The organism is Streptomyces sp. NPDC056160, assembly GCF_042268205.1.
Taxonomy (GTDB): domain Bacteria; phylum Actinomycetota; class Actinomycetes; order Streptomycetales; family Streptomycetaceae; genus Streptomyces.
On the sequence record NZ_JBHJUW010000041.1, the window covers coordinates 1 to 20849 of the forward strand.

Annotated in this window: 15 protein-coding genes; 7 read left to right on the forward strand and 8 right to left on the reverse strand. The window is 74.3% G+C overall.

All coding sequences use genetic code 11. From position 1 onward, the window contains the following. The first annotated feature begins 718 nt into the window (after positions 1-718). Positions 719-1351 (forward strand): ATP-binding protein, encoded by a 633-nt coding sequence (locus tag ACFC02_RS17305; RefSeq protein ID WP_376357463.1) that lies wholly within the window; start codon positions 719-721, stop codon positions 1349-1351. Positions 1352-1926: 575 nt separating this feature from the next. Here ACFC02_RS17305 and ACFC02_RS17310 read toward each other — a convergent pair. Both ACFC02_RS17310 and ACFC02_RS17315 read right to left on the reverse strand, forming a co-directional pair. Then, positions 1927-2787 (reverse strand): serine hydrolase, encoded by an 861-nt coding sequence (locus tag ACFC02_RS17310; RefSeq protein ID WP_376357370.1) that lies wholly within the window; start codon positions 2785-2787, stop codon positions 1927-1929. A 170-nt stretch (positions 2788-2957) separates the two neighbouring features. Further along, positions 2958-3989, reverse strand: a complete 1032-nt coding sequence (locus ACFC02_RS17315; protein WP_376357372.1) for a GlxA family transcriptional regulator — start codon at positions 3987-3989, stop codon at positions 2958-2960. Positions 3990-4060: 71 nt separating this feature from the next. Between ACFC02_RS17315 and ACFC02_RS17320 the strand changes: the two genes are divergently transcribed. After that, a complete protein-coding gene (locus tag ACFC02_RS17320) occupies positions 4061-5371 on the forward strand; it encodes an MFS transporter (RefSeq protein WP_376357374.1) in 1311 nt (436 codons plus the stop codon). 42 nt (positions 5372-5413) lie between these two features. Here ACFC02_RS17320 and ACFC02_RS17325 read toward each other — a convergent pair whose 3' ends face one another. Beyond that, positions 5414-6598 (reverse strand): flavin-containing monooxygenase, encoded by a 1185-nt coding sequence (locus ACFC02_RS17325; protein WP_376357376.1) that lies wholly within the window; start codon positions 6596-6598, stop codon positions 5414-5416. A gap of 241 nt (positions 6599-6839) precedes the next feature. Here ACFC02_RS17325 and ACFC02_RS17330 point away from each other — a divergent pair, with 241 nt between their 5' ends. Continuing rightward, positions 6840-7451: a GNAT family N-acetyltransferase gene (locus ACFC02_RS17330; protein WP_376357378.1), complete on the forward strand. Its 612-nt coding sequence runs from the start codon at positions 6840-6842 to the stop codon at positions 7449-7451. A 119-nt stretch (positions 7452-7570) separates the two neighbouring features. Continuing rightward, a complete protein-coding gene (locus ACFC02_RS17335) occupies positions 7571-8482 on the forward strand; it encodes a GNAT family N-acetyltransferase (RefSeq protein ID WP_376357380.1) in 912 nt (303 codons plus the stop codon). 31 nt (positions 8483-8513) lie between these two features. Here ACFC02_RS17335 and ACFC02_RS17340 read toward each other — a convergent pair whose 3' ends face one another. Together ACFC02_RS17340 and ACFC02_RS17345 are read right to left on the reverse strand one after the other, a co-directional pair. After that, complete coding sequence (locus ACFC02_RS17340) at positions 8514-9269, reverse strand: pyridoxal 5'-phosphate synthase (protein ID WP_376357382.1); 756 nt, start codon at positions 9267-9269, stop codon at positions 8514-8516. Between the two features lie 163 nt (positions 9270-9432). Continuing rightward, complete coding sequence (locus ACFC02_RS17345; protein ID WP_376357465.1) at positions 9433-10068, reverse strand: TetR family transcriptional regulator; 636 nt, start codon at positions 10066-10068, stop codon at positions 9433-9435. Positions 10069-10202: 134 nt separating this feature from the next. Between ACFC02_RS17345 and ACFC02_RS17350 the strand changes: the two genes are divergently transcribed. Together ACFC02_RS17350 and ACFC02_RS17355 are read left to right on the forward strand one after the other, a co-directional pair. Continuing rightward, complete coding sequence (locus ACFC02_RS17350; protein WP_376357384.1) at positions 10203-10931, forward strand: VOC family protein; 729 nt, start codon at positions 10203-10205, stop codon at positions 10929-10931. A gap of 361 nt (positions 10932-11292) precedes the next feature. Continuing rightward, positions 11293-13668, forward strand: coding sequence for a PQQ-binding-like beta-propeller repeat protein (locus tag ACFC02_RS17355; protein WP_376357386.1), 2376 nt, complete (start codon positions 11293-11295; stop codon positions 13666-13668). A 304-nt stretch (positions 13669-13972) separates the two neighbouring features. Here the strand turns inward: ACFC02_RS17355 and ACFC02_RS17360 are convergent, their stop codons facing one another. The 3 genes from ACFC02_RS17360 to ACFC02_RS17370 all read right to left on the reverse strand — a co-directional run bounded on the left by ACFC02_RS17360 (position 13973) and on the right by ACFC02_RS17370 (position 17854). Continuing rightward, a complete protein-coding gene (locus tag ACFC02_RS17360; protein ID WP_360967022.1) occupies positions 13973-14140 on the reverse strand; it encodes a hypothetical protein in 168 nt (55 codons plus the stop codon). Between the two features lie 224 nt (positions 14141-14364). Beyond that, entirely contained in the window at positions 14365-17307 is a 2943-nt protein-coding gene (locus ACFC02_RS17365; RefSeq protein WP_376357389.1) for a BTAD domain-containing putative transcriptional regulator, read from the reverse strand. 151 nt (positions 17308-17458) lie between these two features. After that, a complete protein-coding gene (locus ACFC02_RS17370) occupies positions 17459-17854 on the reverse strand; it encodes a nitroreductase/quinone reductase family protein (protein ID WP_376357391.1) in 396 nt (131 codons plus the stop codon). A 393-nt stretch (positions 17855-18247) separates the two neighbouring features. Between ACFC02_RS17370 and ACFC02_RS17375 the strand changes: the two genes are divergently transcribed. Then, on the forward strand, positions 18248-20833 hold the full coding sequence (locus tag ACFC02_RS17375; protein ID WP_376357393.1) for a bifunctional FO biosynthesis protein CofGH: 2586 nt from the start codon (positions 18248-18250) through the stop codon (positions 20831-20833). Positions 20834-20849 lie beyond the last annotated feature (16 nt).

The following is a 20849-nucleotide window of genomic DNA, read 5'->3' on the forward strand; positions in this document are numbered from 1 at the left end:
CCGCCGGAGCGCTCCCGCGCCGGCCCGCGCGCCCGCCCGGCCGCTCCGTCCACGCCCGCCGTCGGACGCCTCGCGGTACGGTCCCCACCAGGCAGTCCTCGCCGCCCCGCCGCTCCCGGGCGGGCGGGGCGGCACGGGTGCCGGCCCGGCGCCGTCGTCACGGAACGTGAGCGGCGGCTGAGGTGGAGGGCAGGCGCCGGGACGCCGTACGGGCCCGCGCGGCCGTGCTGCCCCCCGGCCCGGATCCGGCTCGCGCGGACCGCGCCGTACCTTGATCACGGAGAGTCGCCCCGGGGAGGCGGTCCCGGCCGGGTCTCGTCACGTCCCGGAGTCGCCGCCCCGCTCGGGTACCTTGTGTGAGATGCGAGTGGTTCCGAGGACCAGCCGTCCCGGTGTTGCCCGAGCGGCGGCCCAGGATCCGGCGGTGCGCGCCGCTGTTCACGAGGTCGGGCGGCCTGCGTCGCCCGCTCGTTCGATTCCCTGCGGTGGGCGTCGCACAGTATGCCGCACGAGTACTCCTTCGCGCGGGAATATGCCCGAAGCGCTTGTTGCGGTGACGGTACGTCAACCATGCTGTCTGGCAACGGAGTCACAGTCCGTGACCCTTGCTCTGGCCGTTGTTCTGGCCATGCAGAGAATGGCTGTGGTCGTGGCCCCCGGGTGGCGCGGGGTCGTCGGTCCGCCGGTTCGGATGGTGTGAGCGGTGCAGGTGCTTCAGGTGCAGTTGGAGATCCGGCCCGACCCCGCGGAGGTGGGACGGGCCCGCATGTGGGCCAGGTCGCGCCTCGCCCGGTCGGGGATAGCGGCCGACGAGTCGCTTGCCGAGACCTTGGTCCTGCTCGTCTCCGAACTGGTCACCAACGCGGTGGTGCACACCGGTTGCCCGGCCGTGCTGCGGCTCTCCCTGCCCGGTGCGGCGGTCGGGGCGGCCACCGTACGCCTGGAGGTGGCCGACGCCAGCACGTGCGCGCCCCTGCCGCGCCGTGCGGGCGACGAGGCGACGAACGGCCGTGGTCTCGCCCTCGTCGACGGCCTGGCCGACCGCTGGGGCTGGAGCGCCGAGGGCGCCGGCAAGCGCATCTGGTGCGAACTGGACCGCTGTGCGGCGCCGCCGCCCGCGGCGACGGCGACGCCCGCGGCCCGCGGCGGTCAGCCGCCGGTGTGCGGCGGAACCGGACTGGAGGCGGCGGCCTACCGGGGCACGGCCTTCCAGGACCTGGCCCCTCAGGGCGCGGCCGCACAGGGCGCCCCCTCTCGGGGCGCGGGGCTCCGGGGCGTGGGCTGGGAGAGCGTGGGCTGCGCGGGCCGTGAGGGCGCGGCCTGGGAGCGGTTGAGGTACGAGGTGGTGTAGGCCCCGGCTGGGAATGGTCGAGGTGCGAGGTGGTGTAGGCCCCGGCTGGGAATGGTCGAGGTGCGAGGTGGTGTAGGCCCCGGCTGGGAGCGGTCGAGGTGCGGGGTGGGGCGGGCGGCGCCGGGTGGAGTCGAGTGGGCCCTCGGGTGGGGCCGGGCGGGCGCCGGGCGATGCCGAGCGGGCGCCGGCAGACGCAAGGTGACGTCGGCGGCGCCGGGTGGGCCGGGTCCGGCACCCGCCCCCGGCCGGCGCGAGGCCGTGCGCCGGGGGTGCTTCTGTGCGCGCCCGTTGCGATCCCGGCAGAACGGGCAAATCTCCGGGCGGCTGTTGACGCGCCGTGTCCGTTTGATCACGCTTGGGGCAGCGATTCGCCGCGAGGGGACGCCAAGGGCGCCCGGAGGGGTCGGGGCCCTCGGCGAGTGTGAGTCGTGAGGTCGGCGTGGGCCGGCCCCTTCAGGGGTGAGGGGGGTGGGGTCGGTGCGCCGGAACCGGATGGCGGCGCGCGGTGCCGTGCTCGGGGCGGGCATGGGCGCGCCGCCACCCGGATCTTGTCCACAGCCTGTGGACAGACCTCGTCAGTGCCCGGACGCCGCCGACGAGACGGCGGCGCGCGCGGTCCGCTGGACCAGCGAGACGCCCTCGCTCATGGAGGCGTTGCCGTCGGACAGGACGGCGACCAGGTAGCGGTGCCCGTCCACCGTGATCCGGCCGACGCTGTTGACGTCCCAGAGCCCTGAGGTGCTGCGTTGCAGCCATCCGTTCTTCAGCGCCGTCGCCGACGGGGACCCGGCCGCCGAGACGCCCCAGGCCTGGTCGGCCGAGACCTGGTTCATCAGGGACCGGATGTAGGCGCGGGAGGCGGCGTTCAGCGCACTCCCGGTGCCGTCGCCGCTCCCGCCGGAGGTACTGCCGCTCGTGTCGAACACCGCGCGCAGCAGCCGGATCTGGTCGCTCGCCGTCGTCTGGGTCAGGCCCCACTTGGCCCCGGGGCCGCCCTTCGTCGCCGTCAGCCCGAGCCGCTTGTTGGCCGCCTCCAGGCCGGGTGCCCGGCCGATCCGGCGCCACAGGGCGTTCGCCGCCGCGTTGTCGCTGTGCCGGATCATGGGCTCCGCGTAGGCGCGTTCCTGTGCGGTCAGGGCCCTTCCGGCGTCCTGTGCCTGCAGCAGCGCGGTGGCGAGGATGTCTACCTTGATGATGCTGGCGGTGTCGTAGGGGGCGTCCTCGCCGTACACGGTCGGCTCGTGCCCGCCCCCCGCGGCCCCTCCGGGCCGGCCGGGGTCGTCCAGGGGGAGCACGGCGGCGGTCACGCGGCCTCCGCTCTGCGCCTGCGCCGGCGCGGCGGCGCCCAGGGCGCCGGCGGACAGCAGCGTCACGGCACAGGCGAGGAGGGCCCCGGCCCTGCGGGGGCTCGGCAGGGAGCGCAGACGTTTCAGCATGGGCGAAACATAGACAGAACACCTGTGCGCGGTCGGTGACTCCCGTCACCGAAATCCCCTTTTCGCCCGGATTGTGAGAAGCGCCATAGGGCAGCGCCACAGGGCAGCGTCACAGGGCAGAGGACAGGACCACAGGGCAGGGCCGTAGGGCGCGGAGGGGGCCGGGAAGGCTATGCGGACCGGCCGGCGCCCGCGACCCGGAAGGTGCGCCGGTAGGCGGTGGGGGTCACCCCGAGGGCCGCCTGGAGGTGCTGCCGCATCGACTGCGCCGTACCGAAACCGGCGTGCTCGGCCACCTGGTCGACCGACAGGTCCGTGGACTCCAGCAGGTGCCGGGCGCGTTCCACACGCTGCTGGGTGAGCCACTGCCCCGGACTGATCCCGGCCTCCTCGCGGAAGCGCCGGGTGAAGGTCCGTACGGACATGGCCTCCTGTTCGGCCATGTCGCGCAGCTGGATCGGCTCGTGCAGCCGCCCCAGCGCCCAGGCGCGGGCGGCGGTCGTCGTGGCCAGCTGCGGGTCCGGCAGCGGCCGGTGGATGTACTGGGCCTGGCCGCCGTCGCGGTGCGGCGGTACGACCGTGCGGCGGGCCACGTCGTTGGCGACGGCGGTGCCGTGGTCGCGGCGCACCATGTGCAGGCAGAGGTCGATGCCCGCGGCGACACCCGCCGAGGTCAGCACGTCGCCGTCGTCGATGAACAGGACGTCCGCGTCGACGTCGATGTGCGGGAACAGCCGCTGGAAGCGCTCGGCGTCGGCCCAGTGGGTGGTAGCGGGGCGGCCGTCCAGGTAGCCGGCGGCGGCCAGCACGTACACGCCGGTGCAGATGGAGGCGAGGCGGGTGCCGGGGCGGATGTGCGCGAGCGCGGCGGCCAGGTCCTCGGGCAGCACGCCCTCCTCGTAGAGCGGGCCGACTTCGTACGACGCCGGGACGATCACCGTGTCGGCGGTGGCCAGGGTCTCCGGCCCGTGCGGTACGACGATCGAGAAGTCGGCGTCCGTCCGCACCGGGCCCGGCGGCCGGACGGAGCAGGTGACGACCTCGTAGAGCAGTCGGCCCACGGTGTCCTTGGGCCGTCCGAAGATCCGGTGCGGGATGCCCAGTTCGAAGGGGAGCAGTCCGTCGAGCGCGAGGACGACGACGCGGTGCGGCCGGAACCGCGTGGTGGGGGAGGCGGCGGCGGTGCCCGTGGCGGGGTCCATGGCCCGATCCTAGCGAATGCTGTCCTTCCGGCCACTCGATGGGCGGAGCCCCGCCCGCGAAGCTGAATGACGTGACCCAGACAACGGAATCCGCCATCGACCCCGAGGCGCAGTGGCCGCCCCGGCGCCGGGCACGCGTGCACCGCGCGTGGTTCGTCGCCGCCGTCACCTTCGTCACCATCATCGGAGCGGCGGCGTTCCGGTCGCTGCCCGGGCTGCTCATCGACCCGCTGCACCAGGAGTTCGGCTGGTCGCGTGGCACCATCGGCGCCGCCGTCTCGCTCAACCTCGCGCTGTACGGGCTCACCGCGCCCTTCGCCGCCGCCCTGATGGATCGTTTCGGCATCCGCAAGGTGGTCGCGATCGCGCTGACCGTGATCGCGGTCGGCTCGGGCCTGACCGTGTGGATGACCGCCGCCTGGCAGCTGTGGCTGTGCTGGGGCCTGCTGGTCGGCCTCGGTTCCGGCTCGATGGCGCTGGCCTTCGCGGCCACGGTCACCAACCGCTGGTTCACCGAGCGGCGCGGCCTGGTCAGCGGCATCCTCACCGCCGCCTCCGCCTCCGGCCAGCTCATCTTCCTGCCCGTCCTGTCCTGGACGGTCCAGTCGCACGGCTGGCGCCCGGCGGCCGTGACCGTGGCGCTGGCGGCGCTCGCCGTCGTGCCGTTCGTCTGGCTGCTGCTGCGCGACCACCCGGCCGATGTGGGCGTACGCCCGTACGGCGCACCGGAGTTCACACCGAAGCCGCCCCCGGTCCCGGGAGCCGCGCGCCGCACCCTGGGCGTGCTGGCCCGGGCGGTGCGCACCGGGCCCTTCTGGCTGCTCGCCGGTTCCTTCGCGATCTGCGGGGCCTCCACCAACGGGCTGATCCAGACGCACTTCGTGCCCGCCGCCCACGACCACGGGATGCCGGTCACGACGGCGGCGTCGCTGCTCGCGGTCGTCGGTGTCTTCGACGTGGCCGGAACCATCGCCTCGGGCTGGTTCACCGACCGCTTCGAGCCGCGCCGCCTGCTCGCCGTCTACTACGCCCTGCGCGGTGTCGCCCTGCTCTTCCTGCCCATGCTGCTCGCGCCGGGCGTGCACCCGCCGATGATCTTCTTCATCGTCTTCTACGGCCTCGACTGGGTCGCCACGGTGCCGCCCACCCTGGCCCTGTGCCGGGAGCACTACGGCGACGACAGCGCGATCGTCTTCGGCTGGGTCCTCGCCTCCCACCAGGTCGGCGCCGCTGTCGTCGCCTACCTCGGCGGGGTCGCCCGGGACGTCTTCGGCTCGTACGACGTCGTCTGGTACGCCGCCGGGGCGCTGTGCGCGGCGGCGGCGCTGATGGTCCTGGTGATCCGGCGCCGGCCGCGCGCGCTCACCCCGGCGATCGCTTAGGGCGGGGCGGGCGGCCGGGGGCGCCGTGGCCGAGCCGGGCGGTCAGCGGTGGGTGCGGGCGATCGCCTTGGCGATCCTCCCGGCGTCCCGGGCCAGTTCGCGGAGCATGCCGCTGATGGGATTGGTGAAGCCGGTGAAGTACAGGCCGGGCGCACCGGCCGGGGTGCGCGGGCCGCGGACGGCCGGCCTGCCGTCGGGGGCCAGCACGCCGAGGTGCCCCACCAGGGGCTCCAGGCCCCGGGAGTAGCCGGTGGCGGCGATGACGGCGTCCGGTCGGACGCGCTCGCCGTCGGCGAGGACGACCTCGCCGTCCTCGAAGCCCTCGACGGCCGCCACGATCTCGACCCGGCCGGCCCGGACGGCGTCGATCAGGCCGACGTCCTGGACCGGGATCGAGCCCTCCCTGACCCGGGAGTACAAACCGGTGTCCGGGCGGGGCAGGCCGTGGGCCGACAGGTCGGGCACGCTCAGCCGCGTGAGCGGCCCGGCGAGCCGGTCGACGAGCGCGACGGGCAGCCGCCGGCACAGGACGCCCGTGTACTGCGCGGGCCACCCGGCGGTCGACCGGCGCAGGATGTGCGGGGCGGTGCGCACGGCCAGCCGTACCCGCGCGGCGCCGCCCTCGACCAGGTCGACGGCGATCTCGGCGCCCGTGTTGCCGGCGCCGACGACGAGCACGTCCCGGCCGGCGTACGGGCCGGGCGAGCGGTACTCGCAGGCGTGCCGCAGCTCGCGCGGGTACGCCTTCAGGCCGGGCCAGTCCGGCAGGCGGGGCGTGTGGTTGTAGCCGGTGGCGACGACGACGGCGGCGCCCGTCAGCTCCCGGCCGCCGGTGGCGTGCAGCAGCCAGCCGGTGCCGTCGGCGGTGCGCTCGACGCGGGAGACCTCGACGCCGGTCACGATCTCCAGTTCGTGGTGTTCGGCGTACTTCTCCAGGTACCGCACCACGTCGTCGCGCGCCACCCACCGGCCGAACCGGCGCGGCATCGGCAGGCCGGGCAGCGCGGAGAGCCGCCGTGTGGTGTGCAGGCGCAGCCGGTCGTAGTGCCCGCGCCAGGAGGCTCCGACGTGGTCGGTCCGCTCCAGGACGACGGCGCGTACGCCCCGCGCGCGCAGCGCGTGCGCGACGGCCAGGCCGCCCGGACCGCCGCCGACGACGTAGACGGGGCGGTCGGTGCGCTCCGGCGCGGGGGCGGAGGCGGCGGCGGTGGACGGGGAGTCGGCCATGAGCGCGAGCGTAACCACGCCCCCGCTTGATGGGTCTCGGTCAAGACCGGAATTGGTTGCGGATTGATCACGCGTGGACGCGGTGCGTACTCGATTGCGACGCGGAGCTCCCGGGCTGTCGCGACGCGGAGCTCCCGGATCGTTGCGAGGCGGAACCCCCGGACGGCGGCGACGCGGGACCGGGCCGCGACGGCGCGTCACTCGGATGTGGTGACCCCGCTCATTCGGCCACAATGGCCGGATGGCCGAGATACGTGAGAAGTTCCTAGCCGATCCCGCCCCCGAACTGCGCGGTCACGGCCTCCGGTTGCGTGTCTGGGACCCGGCGTCCGAGGCCGACCTGGAGCACTGGCTGCGCGGGCGGTCCGATCCGGAGTTCCGGCGCTGGAACACACCGCTGATCCTGGAACGGGACCTGGCCGACGCCCGCGAATCCCTCACCGCTCACCTCCAGGGCGTCGGCGACGGCACGGGCGTGCCGTTCTGCGTCACGGACGAGGCGACCGGCGCGACGCTCGGGCACGTCAGCGTCGCCGTCATCAGCCGCCCGATGCGTTCCGGGCGGGTCGGCTACTGGGTGCTGCCCGAGGCACGCGGGCGCGGCGTCGCCACGCTGGCGCTGCTCCTGGCCGGGCGCTGGGCGTTCACGGAGTTCGGCCTCCACCGCCTGGAGCTGGACCACGCCGTCGGCCACGAGGCGTCCTGCCGCGTCGCCGAGCGGTGCGGCTACCTCTACGAGGGGACCGCGCGGGGCGCGATGTGGGAGGCGGGGCGCTACGACGCCTTCCGGGACTGCCACTTGCACGCCCGCCTGGCCACGGACCCCGAGCCGGAGCCGCCCGCGCCGCGCTGACCCATCCGGGCCCGGCGGCCTGATGCCCCCTTGGTCCGGCGGCCCGACGCCCCCTGGGTCTCCCGGCCGCCCCGGCGAAATCCGGATGCGGGCCCGGCGGCCGGACGGAATCATGAAGCATGGCTCGCGACGACTGGTACCTCACCCCCGATCTCGACGAATTCCTCGCGTGGGCAGGGGAGTTCCTGCGCTCCCGGCCCGCACAGCACACCGTGCACCTGACCGTCACGGAGAACCTGCGCGCCCGCGGCGGACGCACTTACGGAGACGGCGCCCCCGAGTTCGGCGTGCTGGAAGGGGAACCGGAGGGGGCGGGCGCGCGCGGCGTGCGGGCCTCCTTCTTCCGTACGCCCCCGCACCCGCTCGTCCTCACCCAGCTGACCGAGGCGGAGGCCGACGCGCTGGCGGCCCTGCTGGCCGGGCGGGAGCGGGAGGGGGCCGGCACCGGGGGGCTTACGGGCGTCAACGCCGATCACGACACGGCCGCCGCCTTCGCCGCCGCCTGGCACCGGCACACCGGTGCCCGCACCACCGTCCTGCGTCGGCTGCGGCTCTACCGGCTGGGCGGGCTGACCGTGCCGCGGCCCGTCCCGCCGGGGCGGGCACGGGTGGCCGGCACGGCGGATGGGGAACTGCTCGCCCGGTGGTACACGGACTTCTGCGCCGCCGTCGGCGAGACGGCCGTGCGGGATCCGCGGGACTGGGCGGACGAGCACGCGCACTCCGGCGCCGTGACGTTCTGGCAGACCCCGGAGGGGACGCCCGTCGCCATGGCCGGGACCTCGCCGGTGGTCGCCGGACAGGTGCGGGTCAACGCCGTCTACACGCCCGCGCACCTGCGGGGGCGGGGGTACGCGGGCGCCGTCACGGCGGAGGTCAGCCGGGTCGCCGTGGCGTCGGGCGCGGCGGAGGTGCTGCTCTTCACCGACCTCGCCAACCCGACCAGCAACGGCCTGTACCAGCGGATCGGCTACCGGCCGGTGTCCGACTTCGCGGTGCACGGCTTCGAGGCGGGCGACGCCACCGGGTGACGTGTGTGCGTGTGGGCGGGCGGCGGTGCCGTCACGGCCACAGCAGCTCCCGCACCCAGCCCTCCGGGGCCGCCTGGGCCTCCGGGCCCGTCTGGGCATCCTGCCCGGCCTGTTCCTCCCGACCCTCCTGCTCCTCCTGCTCCCCCTGCTTCTCCTCGGCGCGGCGGTAGCGCAGGCGTACGTGGCGGCGCCGCGCGTCGCCCTGGAAGAACTCGACCTCGGTGGGGCGCAGCCGGTAGAGGGTCCAGGAGGGGGCGTCCGTGTCCGGCGCGCGCCCCGCGAGGGCCCAGGCCGCCTCCGACGCCCGGGCCAGTTCGTCCAGGGAGTCCAGGACGCGGCTCTGCGCGCCGGTGAGGGCGGCGGCCAGCGCCCCGGCCGACCGGGCGTGCAGGTCAGCCCGTGCCTGCGCGTGGGGTGCGGCGGTGACCGGGCCCCGTACCCGGACCTGGCGGCCCAGCACGGGCCAGTAGAAGACCAGGGCCGCGGCGGGGCGGCGGGCCAGGTGGCGGCCCTTGCGGCTGTCCGCGTGGGTGGCGAAGGCCCAGCCCTCCGCGTCGGCACCGTGCAGCATCACGATCCGGACGTCCGGGTCGCCCGCCTCGTCGGCCGTGGCCAGGGACATGGTGTGCGGCTCCCGCTCACCGGCCGCCACTGCCCGCGCGAACCAGCGGGTGAACAGGGCGACGGGGTCGGCGGGCGCCTCCCGCGGGTCGAACGCGGGCAGCTCGGTGACCTCCGGGTCCCACACGCGAAGGGATCTGAGCAGGGAGTCGAGTTCCGTGTTCATGTCCCGAGTATCGCCCGGTGCCGTTCCGCGGCGGCGCGCGAGACGCCCCGCACGAAGCGGCCCGCAACGCGACAGGCGGCGGTCCACCCGGGTGAACCGCCGCCTGCCTGACAGGACTTGTGGCCTGGAGGTGCCGTAAAAGGGCCCGGGGCCGAGGGGCCGGCTATCTCGTCGGCTTCTTCCCGGTGACACCGAGGTACACCAACAGGGCGAGGTTCGGTTTGAGTTCGGCCTGCTTGACGCCCCAGGAGGTGAAACCCTTCTGGTGCGAGGCGACCGCGGCGAGCATCGCGACCAGCGAACCGGCGACCGCCGCCGGGTTCACGTCCTTGTCGACCTTGCCCTTGGACTGGAGTTCGGCAACCGAATCCGAGAGGGAGCCGTTCACCGCGTTGAGGATCTTCATACGGAGTTTGTAGAAGCGCTTGTCGCCCTCGGCTGCCCCGAGATCGACCACGCGCAGGATCGCGTCGTTGCGGCGCCAGAAGTCCAGGAACCCGTCGACGAGTTCCTGCGCCGTCTGCCAGCCGGCCTTGCCGACCCAGGACCGGCCTTCGAGCAACCCGGTCAAATCGACGCTCTCGGCGGCCATTTGCTCGGCGATCTCCAGGACGGCGCCCTCGACGTCCGGGAAGTACTGGTAGAAGGTCGCGGGCGAAGTGCCCGCCTTCCGGGCGACATCGATGACCTTGACATCCCGGTAGGGGGAGGAGCTGAGCATCTCGCTGAGGCAGTCGAGCAGCTTCTGCCGGGTCGCCTGCCCTCGCCGGCCGGCCACGCGGCCGTCGACGGTACGCACTTGTCCTGTCATGTCGTCAGCTTACCGAGGGGTGATGGGAGCGCGATTCGGCCGACTGCAAATGGGGTGCGCGGGCGCCGGGAGGCTGGTGTGCCTGGTCTGCGGGGTGCGGGAGACCCGGCTACTTTGACGGCATGGCCGAAAACAGGGCATCCGCGTACACGGAGGGCGTCCCCTGCTGGGTGGACGCGCAGCTCCCCGACACCGCCGCGGGCCGGCGGTTCTACGGTGCGCTTTTCGGGTGGACCTTCGAGGAGAAGGAGGCTTACGGCGGCTCCGTCCTGGCCCTGCTGGAAGGGCAGCCCGTCGCCGCGCTCACCCCGAAGTCGGACGGCCGGATGCCCACCGTCTGGACCGTGTACTTCGCCGCCCCGGACCTCGGTGCGCTGGCCGCGCGGATCCGGGCGGGCGGCGGGCAGATCGTGGGGGAGGCCCGGCAGGTCGGCCGCTACGGCACGGCCGTGCCGGCCGCCGACCCCGAGGGCGCCGTCTTCGGCCTGTGGCAGCCGGGCCGGCACGCGGGCTTCGGCGTGCGCCACCGGCCGGGCGGCTTCGGCTGGGCCCAGCTCTACACCCGTGACACCGAGGCGGCCGACACCTTCTACGGCGGCCTCTTCCACGAGGCGCTGTTCGGCCGGGACGCCCGTCCCGACTTCGGCCGGGCCCCGGTCGCGGACGTCTTCCCGGCCGAGATGCCGCCGCACTTCGTCGTCCACTTCCTGGTCGAGGGGGTCGGCGCCGCCCTCGACACGGTCGTCCGGCTCGGCGGCCGGGTCCAGGTGCCGCCCTTCGAGACGTCGTACGCGACGGTCGCGGTCGTCGTCGACGATCAGGGGGCGTCCTTCGCCGTCATGGAGCGGTGAAAGCGGTGAAAGCGGTGAAAGCGGTGTAAGCGGTGAAAGGGGCAGTGGGAGGTGCACTGAAGGGGCACCGGAGCTGCACCGGAAGATGCACCGGAGCCGCAGTGGGGATGCGCCGGAAGGAGCGGTGAAAGTCGTGAAGGAGAGGTGAAAACGCGCTCCGGACACGGTCTCGGCGGCGGGAAACCGTCGTTTTGCGCCGGAAACGCACCAGGACATCCCGATTCGTCGGCGGGTTCGCAACCAGTGCCGCGGCCAGGAAGAATCGGAGTGCGTGCCGCCACGGCGGTGCGGTGGTGAGACGCTGCACGGGGGCCGCGTACACACGGAGGTGACGCGGCTCGTACGGGGAGGTGGCAGGCAAGTGGTGGATCAGCTGACGCAGCACGATCCGCGGCGGATCGGTCCGTTCGAGGTGCTGGGGCGGCTGGGCGCCGGCGGCATGGGGCTGGTCTATCTCGCGCGCTCGGCGTCCGGCCGGCGGGTGGCGATCAAGACGGTCCGCACCGAGCTGGCCGAGGACCAGCTCTTCCGGGTCCGCTTCACGCGCGAGGTCGAGGCCGCGCGGGCGGTCTCCGGCTTCTACACGGCCGCGGTGGTCGACGCCGACCCGCGCGCCGCCGTGCCCTGGCTCGCCACCGCCTACGTCCCCGCCCCCTCCCTGGAAGAGATAGTGACCGAGTGCGGTCCGCTCCCGGTGCAGGCGGTGCGCTGGCTGGCGGCGGGCGTCGCGGAGGCGCTCCAGTCCATCCACGGAGCCGGGCTCGTCCACCGCGACCTGAAGCCGTCCAACGTGCTCGTCGTCGAGGACGGGCCGCGCGTGATCGACTTCGGTATCGCCTCGGGCGTTTCGAACACCCGTCTGACCATGACGAACGTCGCCGTCGGCACCCCCGCCTACATGTCGCCCGAGCAGGCCAAGGACTCGCGCAGCGTCACGGGCGCGAGCGACGTGTTCTCCCTCGGTTCGATGCTCGTCTTCGCCGCCACCGGGCACCCGCCCTTCCACGGCGCCAACCCGGTCGAGACGGTCTTCATGCTGCTGCGCGAGGGCCCCGACCTCGAAGGCATGCCGGACGAGCTGCGCCCGCTGATCGAGGCCTGCATGCAGATGGAGATCGCGGGCCGCCCCACCCCCGCCGACCTCCAGGCCCAGCTCGCCCCCCACCTCTTCGGCTCCGGCTCCGACGACAGCGGTACCGCCTCGGCCTGGCTGCCCGAGCAGGCGGTGGGCCTCATCGAGTCCCGCCGCGGCGGACGCCTCACCGCGCCGCCCACCTCGGGCGGCCCGGCGAACGGCGCCCGGCCCGCCGTACCGCCGCCGCCCCCGCCCTCCTACGACCCCGTCGTCCCGGCCCCGGCCCAGGTCCAGGCCGCCCCGCCGCTGCCCGCGATGCCCGCGCCGGTCGGCGCCCCCGACACCGGCCCCGTGCGGCTGGCCGGCGCCCAGGTCCCCATCGGTCCCGGCCCGCGCGTCGCCGACGCCCGCGCCGCCGCCGTCAAGGCGCCCCCGCCGGAGGCGGGCCTCACCGCCACCTGGTCCAGACCGCGCCCCGGCGCCGCACCCGTCGTCCAGGCGGCGCCGATCGTGCCGCCGGAGACCGCGCCCGGCTGGCGCCCCTGGCGCTTCCGCATGTCCAACGACGTCTGGGGCACCCCCGCCGTCGCCGGCGACCTCGTCTACGTCACCTCCTTCGAGGTGCACGCCCTCGACGTGGCCACCGGCCGGCGCCGCTTCAAGACCCGGGACGTCGCCTGGTCCATGGCGGTCGCCGACGGCCGCGTGCACGCCTCCGACGGCCCCACCCTGTTCGCCCTGGACGCCCGGGACGGCGCCGACCTGTGGCGGCAGCAGACCGACGCCTGGGTGTACTCGATCAAGGCCGAACGGGGCACCGTCGTCACCGGCACCCGCGGCGGCGGAGTCCAGGCCCGGGAGGCCGCCGGCGGCCAGAAACTGTGGGAGATCACCGGCTGCCAGAGCGACTTCGAGTCCCCCGAGGCCGGCCCCGCCCTCCACGACGGCACCGTCTACGTCTGGCAGGACGCCCGCCTGCGCGCCCTGGAGGCCCGCACCGGGGACGAGCGCTGGTCCTACCCGATCGGGGACGCGGCCTCCTGCGGCGGCGTACCGGTGCGCATCACGGCCGCTCCCGACGGCTACGTCTACGTCTCGGCCGGCACCCGTGTCCTCGCCCTGGACGTGGCGAGCGGCCACGTCCGCTGGCACTTCGAGGCCCCCGCCGTCTTCCTCTCCCCGCCCGCCTTCGCCCCCGGCCCGGCGGTCACCGGCGGCGGCGTCTACCTGGCCGACTACCTGGGCACCGTCTACGCCCTGGACGCCACCGACGGCCGCGACCGCTGGCGCATCGCCACCGAGGCCCGCTCCTGCGTCGACCCGGTCCTGGTCGCCGCCGGACACGTGCACGTCGGCAGCGGCAAGGGCCTGTACACCCTGGACGCGGTGACCGGGACGCCCAAGTGGCGCTTCCAGTCCGGCGGCGAGATCGTCGGCTCCCCGGCGGTCGCCGAGGGCCGCATCCACTTCGGCTCCACCGACCACCTCCTCTACACGCTCAAGGCCGACGACGGCCGCCTGCGCTGGAAACTGGCGACCGGCGGCGAGATCACCGGCTCCCCGGTCGTCCGGGACGGCGTCGTGTACGCGTGCAGCAAGGACCGCTGCGTGTACGCCCTGGACGCGGAGAAGGGCACGGGCACGGCACGCACCACCGGGTAGGGTGCCGCGCCTGCGAACACGGGGGCGCGGACGCAGGCTCACGGCGGCGCCGGCGGTCGTGGTGCCCGCCCTGACGGGCTTCTCCCGCGGCCACGGGCGCCGGTACGACTCGGACGACGACGACACCCACGGCACGAAGAAGAAGCCGTACGCGAACGCCGAAGTGACCGACCCCGGCGACAGGTCCAGGACACACGTCGGCCGCGACGGCTCCCCCTCCGCGCCGCCGCGGCCGATCCCCCGTGTCCCCCGTGTCCCCCGAGCCCCCCCCAGCCCCCGTGTCCCCCCGTGTGGCTCCGGTCGGTCAGGCCTTCTCGTCCGTGATGTGCGTGTTGAGCGGCTTGACCTCGGTGCCGGCCTCGGCGTCGGTGATGTGCGTGTTCAGCGGCTTGATCTCCGAACCGGCCGCGGCGTCGGTGATGTGGGTGTTGTCCGGCTTGACGACCGGCTCGTCCTTGGTGGCGTCGCTCATGGTGGTGGTGCCTCCCCTTGAAGGTCGCGTACAAGCTGTGGGCGGCCCATCCGGTCACTCCCCCGAGTGTGCCCGGATGGGCCGTTGGAGCCGCCCACTCTAGATCGCGAGTGAGCCGGTCTCCCCGCCGGTCCGCCTGCCCCCCGACGCGACGGCCCGGCAACGACGAGCATGCCGTGCGGCGATAAACGTTCGATGAACGCGCCGGACGCGCCGGACGCGGATCAGGTCGCGTGCGCGGGGGCCAACAGGGTCCGCACGTCCGCTGCCTCGGGCGAGTTCGACCGCTCGTAGATCTCCAGCGCTTCCTGCCAGCAGACCCGGGCCCGGCCCGCCTGGCCGATCCCGTCGAGCGCCTTGCCGAGCAGGGTCAGCACGTTCCCGCGGCGCCACTCGCCCCCGATCTCCCGCAGCGGGGTCAGGGCCATCTCGGCGTTGGCCGCCGCCTGTGCGGGGCGCTGGGCGAGCAGGTCCACCTCGGCGAGCCGGAACAGGGTCATGCCTTCCCACAGCCGCTGCCTGCTGGTGCGGAACACGTGCAGGGCCTGGCGCAGGTGCTCGGTGGCGTCGGCCGGCTGGCCGTTCTTGCCGAGCGCCATGCCGAGCGCGTAATGGCCGTTGGCGGCCTTGAGCAGATGGCCCAGCCCCTCGTACATCTCCGTGCCCTGCCGGGCCAGGTCCACCGCGCTGTCCGCCCGCCCGGTCTGCAGGTGCAGGCGCGAGAGGTTGCACAGTGCCGCCGCCGCGCCGGAGAGGTCGCCGCAGGCCCTGAAGTCCGCGATGGCCCGTTCCAGGTGCTCCTCGGCCTCCGCGTACCGGCTCTGGTAGAAGGCGAAGGCGCCGAGGATGTTCGCCGCCCAGCAGCACGGCAGCGGATCGGCGGCGGCCTCGGAGAGGGCGAGTGCCTGCCGTGCCTCCAGGTCGGCCTGGCCGAACTGGCCCGACCAGTGGCGGGCGTTGGCCAGCACGAGGCAGGCCCGGCCCTCGGCGCGGCTGTCGCGGGCCGCCCGCGCCGCGTCGCGCAGGGCCGCCCCGGCCGCTTCGTACTCCTTGGAGTTCGCCCCCGACTCGGCGAGGTCGACCGCCGCCCACAGCAGGTCGACGGCCCGGCGCAGCGTCGTACCGCCCGACGACTGGCGTACGCAGGCCAGAAGCGGTACCGCCTCGGCGTAGAGCCAGTCCTGCGCGGCGCGGCGATCGGGGAAGACCAGCCCCGGGACGGCTGTCTCCTCCAGGTGGTCCACCAGCCGGTCCCCCGGCCGCTCGATCGCGTACACCCCCGCCGCCGTGGCCAGGTAGAAGTCCAGCAGGCGCGACATCGCCGCGTCCCGTTCGCCCGGGGGGCGTTCGTCGCGTTCGGCGCAGGCTCGGGCGTAGAGGCGGACCAGGTCGTGGAAGCGGTAGCGGCCGGGGGCGGCGGACTCCAGGAGGGAGGTGTCGACCAGGGACTCCAGCAGGTCCTCGGTGTCCTCGACGGGCAGGTCGAGGACGGCTGCTGCCGCCGCCAGGGAGATGTCGGGGCCGTCGGCGAGGCCCAGCAGGCGGAAGGCGCGGGCCTGGGCCGGTTCCAGTTGGCCGTAACCCAGTTCGAAGGTGGCCTTCACCGCCAGGTCGCCCGCCTGGAGTTCGTCCAGGCGGCGCCGCTCGTCGGCCAGTTTGGCGGCGAGGACGGAGACCGTCCAGGTGCGGCGGGCCGCGAGGCGGGAGGCGGCGATGCGGATGGCGAGGGGCAGGAAGCCGCAGGCGGCGACCACGTCCAGGGCGGCCTCGCGTTCGCTCGCCACCCGCTCCTCGCCGACGATGCGGGTGAAGAGCTGCAGGGCCTCCTCCGGGCTCATCACGTCCAGGTCGACCAGGTGCGCGCCCGCCAGGTCGACCATCCGCACCCGGGAGGTGACCAGCGCGGCGCAGCCCTCCGTGCCCGGCAGCAGGGGTCTGACCTGCGCGGCGTCGCGCGCGTTGTCCAGCAGGACCAGGACCCGGCGGCCGTCCAGGACGGAGCGGTACAGGGCCGCCCGCTCCTCCAGGGAGTCGGGGATCGCCGAGTCCGCGGTGCCGAGGGCGCGCAGGAAGGAGCCGAGGACCGTCTCCGGTTCGGCGGCGCGCTGCCCGGCGCCCTGGAGGTCGGCGTACAACTGGCCGTCGGGGAAGGCCGTCCGGGCGTGGTGCGCCACGTGGACGGCCAGGGTCGTCTTGCCGACGCCGCCGATCCCGGCCAGCGCCGACACGGCCATCACCCGGCCGTCGGCCGAGGCCAGCATGGTGCCCAGTTCGGCGACGAAAGCCGCGCGTCCGGTGAAGTCGGGTACGGTCGCCGGGAGTTGGGCGGGCCGTACGGGCGTGACGGAGGGTTCCGGGGCGGGCGCGGAGGGCTGGGCGAGGGCGGGGTCGGCGCGCAGGATCCGCTGTTGCAACTCGCGCAGTTCCGGGCGCGGGTCCACGCCCAGTTCGTCGGCGAGCAGCCGGCGGGTGTCCGCGTAGACCGCCAGCGCCTCCGCCTGCCGGCCGCTGCGGTACAGCGCGAGCATCAGCAGTTCGCGCAGGCGCTCCCGCAGCGGGTGGGCCGCGGTCAGGGCGGTGAGTTCGGAGACGGCCTCGCTGTGGCAGCCCTGTTCCAGGTCCATGTCGAGGCGTGACTCCAGCAGTTGGAGCCGCCACTCGTGCAGGCGTACCCGCTGGGCCTCGGCGTACGGGCCGGGCACGCCGGCCAGCGGCTCGCCGTCCCACAGGTGCAGCGCGCGGTCGAGCAGCGTCCGCGCCCGGTGCAGGTCCCCTGCCGCCCGGGCCTTCTCCGCCTCCGTGGCGAGGTCCTGCGCCGCCCCCAGGTCCAGCGCGCCCTCACCCAGGCCGCGTACGGCGTATCCGCCGGACTCGCTGACCAGGACCCCGGCATCGAGGACCTTGCGCAGCCGGGACGCGTACGTGCGCAGCGCGGCCAGTGCCTGCGACGGCGGTTCCTCGCCCCACAGGGCGTCGATCAGCTCGGACGCCGTGGCCGTACGCCCCTCGCGCAGCAGCAGCGCGGCGAGCAGGGCCCGCTGCTGCGGTGAGCCGGTGGGCAGCGGTTCCTCGCCGCGCCAGGCGCGCACCGGCCCGAGTACGCAGAAGCGCAGCGCCGCCGACCGCTCGGCACGCCGCTGCTCCGGTACTCGCGGTACACCGTCCATCGCTGCTCCCTGGCCGCTGCCGAACTTTCCATCACCGAGAGGCCAGTTTGCCTTGTTCATGGCAGATGCGTCAGCTCCGGGAGACAGCGATCACAGGCCGTGGTGCCCGGTCTCACAAGGCCCACACACGCTCTCCGCTTGCGGAGGCGCCTCAGTCGGTCAGATCCACCCGGACGGTCAGCAGGTCCGTGCCGAAGGCGCGTACCGCCGCGCTGTTGAACCGGGGCAGGCGGCGCAGCCGGGCCCGGGCGTCGTCGTCGGGCAGGAGGTGGGCGGTGCCGTGGTGCCAGCGGCCCCGGATGCGGACGCGGACGGCCGGATCGGCCTCGATGTTGCGGACGTACTGGGACCGGTGGCCGAACTCGGAGACGATCCAGAAGGATCCGTCCGTCAGGCGTCCGCCCACGGGGGTGCGGCGGGGCAGCCGGGAGACCCGGCCGGTGGTCTCCAGCAGCGTCTGCGAGGGCAGGCGCCGGTTGACCGGGTTGGCGACGTACCGCTGGAAGCGGGTGACCACCCGGTGCTTCAGCTCGCTGTGGCGGGTCATGGGCGGTCAGCCTAGGGCCTCGGCCGGGCCCTGGGGCCGGTGCCGGGCCGAGGAGGTGCCTGACCTGTGATGGGCCGGTGCCGGGAAGCGGGTCGCGGTGCGGCCGGACCGGACCCGGGGTATGGCCCCCACGGCAACGCCATGGGCCGGGAGCGGGCGCCGAGGGGAGCGGCGCGGCAGATCACGCGGCCACCGGCGCGCGGCCGGGCGGGTCCGTGCGGGGCCCCGCCACCGCCCGAGCGGGACCGTGCGGGTCCCCGCCACTGCCCGAGCGGGGCCGTGCGGGTCCCCGCCTGCCCTCACACCGCGCGCCTGCCCTCATGCCGCGCGCCTGCCCCCGCGCCGCGCGCCCACCCCCGCCGCCGCTGGTCAACGCGATCGTATGCTCGGAGGATGACGACTTCCGCGACCTCCGGAACCGGCCCCACCGAGAACTCCCTGCGTCGCGCCCTCAAACGTGCCCGGGACGGCGTCGCCCTCGACGTCGCCGAGGCGGCGGTGCTGCTCCAGGCCCGCGGCGAGCGGTTGCAGGACCTCGTCGCCTCCGCCGCCCGGGTGCGGGACGCCGGCCTGGAGGCCGCCGGCCGCCCCGGTGTCATCACCTACTCCAAGAGCGTCTTCGTCCCGCTGACCCGGCTGTGCCGGGACAAGTGCCACTACTGCACCTTCGTCACCGTCCCCGGCAAGCTGCGCCGCGCCGGACACGGGATGTTCATGTCCCCCGACGAGGTCCTGGACATCGCGCGCCGCGGCGCGGAACTCGGCTGCAAGGAAGCCCTCATCACCCTCGGCGACAAGCCCGAGGACCGCTGGCCCGAGGCGCGCGAATGGCTCGACGCGCACGGCTACGACGACACCATCGCCTACGTCCGCGCCATCTCCGTCCGCATCCTGGAGGAGACCGGCCTCCTGCCCCACCTCAACCCGGGCGTCATGACCTGGACGGACTTCCAGCGCCTCAAGCCCGTCGCGCCGTCCATGGGCATGATGCTGGAGACCACGGCGACGCGCCTGTGGTCCGAGCCCGGCGGCCCGCACCACGGCTCCCCGGACAAGGAGCCCGCCGTGCGGCTGCGGGTCCTGGAGGACGCGGGCCGCTCCTCCGTCCCGTTCACCTCCGGGATCCTGATCGGCATCGGCGAGACCTACGAGGAGCGCGCGGAGTCCCTGTTCGCGCTGCGCAAGGTCGCCCGCGCCCACCACGGCATCCAGGAGCTGATCATCCAGAACTTCCGCGCCAAGCCGGACACGGCGATGCGCGGCATGCCGGACGCCGAACTGGACGACCTGGTCGCCACGGTCGCCGTCGCCCGGCACATCATGGGCCCCTCCGCCTGCCTCCAGGCCCCGCCCAACCTCGTGGACGGCGAGTACGAACGGCTCATCGCGGCCGGTATCGACGACTGGGGCGGCGTCTCCCCGCTCACCATCGACCACGTCAACCCCGAACGCCCCTGGCCGCAGATCGACCAGTTGCGCGAGCGTTCCGCCGCCGCCGGGTTCGAACTACGCGAACGGCTCTGCGTCTACCCGGAGTTCGTCACCCGGGGCGAACCCTGGCTCGACCCCCGCCTCCTCCCGCACGTGAGCGCCCTCGCCGACCCCGCCACCGGTCTGGCCCGCGAGGGCGCGACCGTCGAGGGCCGCCCCTGGCAGGAACCGGACGAGGCGTTCACCGCGTCCGGCCGTACCGACCTGCACACCTCCATCGACTCCGAGGGCCGCACCACCGACCGCCGTGCCGACTTCGACGAGGTCTACGGCGACTGGGACGCCCTGCGCGAGGCAGCGGCGCCCGGCATGGCACCCGAGCGCATCGACACGGACGTCCGCGAGGCCCTGCGCACCGCCGCCGACGACCCGACGCGGCTGACCGACGCCGAGGCCCTGGCCCTGCTGCACGCGGACGGCCCGGCGCTGGACGCCCTCACGCGGATCGCGGACGACGTCCGCAGGGCGGCGGTCGGCGACGACGTGACGTACATCGTCACCCGCAACATCAACTTCACCAACGTCTGCTACACCGGCTGCCGCTTCTGCGCCTTCGCCCAGCGCCGCACGGACGCCGACGCCTACACCCTCTCCCTGGACCAGGTCGCCGACCGCGCCCAGCAGGCCTGGGACGTGGGCGCGGTGGAGGTCTGCATGCAGGGCGGCATCCACCCCGACCTGCCCGGCACGGCCTACTTCGACATCGCCAGGGCGGTCAAGGAACGCGTCCCGGGCATGCACGTGCACGCGTTCTCGCCCATGGAGGTGGTCAACGGCGCGTCCCGCACCGGCCTGTCGATCCGCGAATGGCTGACGGCGGCCAAGGAAGCGGGCCTGGACACCATCCCCGGGACGGCGGCGGAGATCCTGGACGACGAGGTCCGCTGGGTCCTGACCAAGGGCAAGCTGCCCACCGCGACCTGGATCGAGGTCGTGAAGACGGCGCACGAGCTGGGCATCCGCTCCTCCTCGACCATGATGTACGGCCACGTCGACCAGCCCCGCCACTGGCTCGGCCACTTCCGCACCCTGGCACGCGTCCAGCAGGAGACGGGCGGCTTCACGGAGTTCGTCACCCTCCCCTTCATCCACACCAACGCCCCGGTCTACCTGGCCGGGATCGCCCGCCCCGGACCCACGGTCCGCGACAACCGGGCGGTCACCGCGATGGCCCGCCTGCTGCTGCACCCCTGGATCCCCAACATCCAGACGAGCTGGGTCAAACTGGGCACGGAGGGCGCCGCCGAGATGCTCCGCTCCGGCGCCAACGACCTGGGCGGCACCCTCATGGAGGAGACCATCTCCCGCATGGCGGGTTCCTCCTACGGCTCCTACAAGTCGGTCAAGGACCTCGTCGCGGTGGCGGAAGCGGCGGGCCGCCCGGCCCGGCCGCGCACCACGCTCTACGGCGAGGTCCCGGAGGAACGGCAGCGAGCGGCGGCGGCCTCCGACGGCCACCTGCCCGAGCTGCTGCCGGTGCTGGACTGAACCGCGCGGGAGGCGG